Below are 3,669 nucleotides of genomic sequence, written 5' to 3' on the forward strand. Positions count from 1 at the left end.
AACATATTTAGTTTAACCATCCTAAAGGTGACAACTTTTTCACGTATAAGACAAAGAGATTGCGTTGAAAAATGATGCTTGTCGTCTATAAACGATAAAATCTATGCATTTTTATCGTCTATAAACGATAAAAAGTTATTGCTTTTGTCGTCTATAAACGATAAAATGTGTATCTTTGCACCGGATTCAGTAAAAAGAAAGGGAATTATGACGAAGGATTTGATTAAATTACTGATAACTGAGTATCAGGCTTATGTTACTCAAGTAGAACTGGTTCATCGTGACGTGGAGCTCATGGATGGACTGAATTACGTGTTTGTAGGATTGAGACACGCAGGAAAATCGTATCTGATGTATCAGCGCATAGCACAGCTGCTGGAACAGGGGCATAAGCGGGAGGAAATCCTGTACTTCAACTTCGAGGATGACCGTATTGACTCCTTGGATGTGACCGACCTTGACCTGATAAAAACCTGTTATGAAGAAATGTATGACAGTCGTCCTATCTTCTTCCTCGACGAGGTTCAGCTGGTAGATAGATGGGAAAAGTTTGCCCGCAGGTTAGCAGATCAGAAATATCAGGTTTACATCACGGGTAGTAATGCCAAGATGTTGAGCAGCGAGATAGCGACAACACTCGGTGGCAGGTACATGATACATGAGGTGTATCCCTATTCCTTTGCCGAATATCTGAAGGCGAGCGGTATTGATGTAAAGGCAAAGAATGCCATCTATGCTTACGCTAAGGATATTGTAAGACTCTCTAATATCTATTTCCAGCATGGAGGTTTGCCAGAGACTGTGGGGATGAAGGAGCCAAGGTCGTGGATGAGCAATCTCTTCAGTAAAATCTTCTTCGGTGATTTGGTGGCTCGGTATAAGATTCGTAACGACTATGCCCTGCGAGTAATGATTCGCAAGATGGCAGAAAGCGTGAAGCAGCCATTATCTTACAGCAGAATAGCCAGTATCGTGAGTAGTACCGGAAAAAAACTCAGTACGGATGCCACGATAGATTATGTCGGCTACATGGCTGACACCTGGCTCATTTTGCCGTATGAGAATTTGTTCGGAAAGTTGCAGGACAAGGAATCCAACCGCAAGTATTATTTTACGGACAATGGTTTGCTTCATCTTTTTCTTGTAGATGCAGACACTTCGTTGCTGGAAAACATAGTTGCCGTCACGCTCAGGCGGAAATATGGTGACGGCAGCTATTTCTGGAACAGCAGGAATGCCGAGGTAGATTTTGTGATTCCGGAAGAAGAATTGGCCATACAGGTTTCCTACTCTATGGCAGATCCCGATACTTTCCGGCGGGAGACAGATGGGCTGATCAAGCTTTCTTCTGTCCAGAATGTCAAGCGGATGATTGTTGTGACAAAGGACGAGGAGGATATTGTAGAGAAGGATGGTTGCCGCATAGAGATAATCCCTCTATGGAAATGGCTGCTGGAATTCTGATAACAGACAAAAAGGCTGAACTTCGGGTGAGGAAGTCCAGCCTTTTGCTTATTTGTGATTTCGGGAAAAGCGAAGACGGCTTTTACTTGAATGCGCCAGCATCTGAGTCGTAGTTGTTGATGTTCTTCCGGATGTTCTTCTTCTTTCCGGAGAAGAAGTTGTAGCTGACACCCAGCATCAGCATGCGGCGATTATCCTTGATGATGTGCTGTTCCGTCTGGTTCATAATCGGATTGTCGAACGTCTGGCTCTCGTACTTGGCTGGTGCAAACATCCACAAGCCATAGAACGAGAAACGCCAGGCTCCCTTCTGGTAAAAAGCAGAGAATTCACTCTTGGACTCATCTGCCTTGCGATAGTCCAGGACTGCCATCTTCGAAGGAATATTTCCCTGGTAAGAAGCTCCCCAGTTTCCCTTCCGGAAATAGATGCCATATTTGAAAGGACTCCACCAGTAGCAATGGCGACCATAGGAATTGCTGATTACCTCTCGCTCAAAACCTCCACCCACCATCAGTTTCAAAACCTCGTTCTTGAACGGCTTGAACTGAAGATAATAGCCTGTGCCATAACGCCAATAGAAACTGCCGTTTTCATAGGTAGAAACTATGCTGCGCCTGTCGTTCACCGTGGTCCAATAATAATAAGGTGTAATTACCTTGTCATTATAGATTCCATAAAGTGCTACTTGCAGGTAGAGCATCGCATCATTATAGGTGTATCTGAATATCGGTCCCCATTCCATCGTAGCCTTTACATTCGGGTTGCCCTGCTTCATCAGTCCGGGGATGACAATCGTCATGTTCTCGCTCAATGTTGAGATGGCGGGGTAATTGGTGCCGCTGGATGATAGCAGCTGCAACGAACCGTTCTTCAGCTTATAAGATAAATACAGCAACGGATGAATATAGTTGTTGTTATAGGTGAGATCCTGATAGCTCTGGGTTCTCCACGTGCTCTTAACGCCTATGCGATAGGTAAACTTGCCGATATGGTTCTGGTATTGGGCATAAACCGTATTGATCTTGATGCATGAAGAATACTTGGATGGCTCATAGCCGGAAAGGATATTGCGCACATTATAGTCGCTCCACTTATTCCAGGTATAAACTCCTGCCGACAGCTCTCCCTGCTCCCATTCTTTGGTATAATCAGCTTCTCCTATCAGGGAGTAGATGTGACTCCTGGAGTGCATGTCGTCATCGGTCAAGATGCTATCCTTGTCGGAAGTCCATTGCCGGTTGAGCATCTGCTGTCTGGTGTTGAAGTAAGAGCCGAGCAAGTCCACATCGAGTGTCTGCTTATGGGCAAACTGCTTGCTGAGATAGAGATCTACTGCTGGTTTCACGTAATCTACAATATCCTTCGTGTTTCCGAAACCATCCTTCCAAGCCTCGTTTCCTTGCGTTGCAACCTCGCTATTTCCCCGGTTGAACTTATGTGACAATTCTGGCGAAAAGGTGACCTGGAAGGTTATGTTGTCTGGCTTGCTGTAAGCATACTTCAGGTTGAACTTGTTGTCGGTATAGCCAAAACGCTTGTGCAGATGGTAATCATAGACAGCCTGCTGGTCGTCAAGCGTAAAGGAATACTGGTTGTCTTCTATCCAGTCACGATAGTTTCTCACGTTGATGCTGTAATCGAAGGAAAACTGATGATTGCCCTTGTTGTACTTGAAATACACATTATCATTGCTAAACCCTGTGGTCAAGGCGCTGGACACATCAAAACCAGTAGTATAACCCGTATCAAGCGGCTTGGTAATGATGTTCATCAAGATGCCCACATCGCCGTATCTGATAGGAGGATCTTCGTAGTATTCCACCTTCTTTATTTTGTTGGCGGCAATAGCTTTCAGGTCGTTCTCACTCGTCATCGGCACGTTGTTGATGAGAATCTTGATGGATTTGCCGGTTATACTGGATGTCTTGCCGGTCATCGGATCGGTATAGATTCCCGGGAGTGTTCCCAGGAGATCCTGTGAATGGCGTGAGTTCCTGATCTGTTCGTCAGAGAATGTATAAGAGGCATGGCCGCCGTGGTCGATACGCAGCTTGCCCTTTACTTCCACCTTGCCCAGTTGATAGGCATTCGCCTGCATCCTCACATTTCCGATGCGGGCAATAGGTACCAGTTTGCAAATGGTCTTATAGCCTACGAACGAAACCTTCATGAGGGCCTGTTTCTGCTGGCAGGGGATGACGA

General features: G+C 45.4%; 2 protein-coding genes. One reads left to right on the plus strand and one right to left on the minus strand.

Annotated elements, in window-relative coordinates; genetic code table 11:
- Positions 1-207 precede the first annotated feature (207 nt).
- Positions 208-1,464, plus strand: a complete 1,257-nt coding sequence (locus KSW37_RS15245; RefSeq protein ID WP_217315301.1) for an ATP-binding protein — start codon at positions 208-210, stop codon at positions 1,462-1,464.
- Positions 1,465-1,546: 82 nt separating this feature from the next.
- On the opposite strand, the gene KSW37_RS15250 is transcribed toward KSW37_RS15245, so the two are convergent.
- On the minus strand, positions 1,547-3,669 hold a 2,123-nt coding region (locus tag KSW37_RS15250), incomplete at its 5' end, for an outer membrane beta-barrel family protein (RefSeq protein WP_217315299.1).

Origin of the sequence: Segatella copri, assembly GCF_019127135.1 — a bacterium.
In the GTDB taxonomy this organism is placed as follows: Bacteria; Bacteroidota; Bacteroidia; order Bacteroidales; family Bacteroidaceae; genus Prevotella.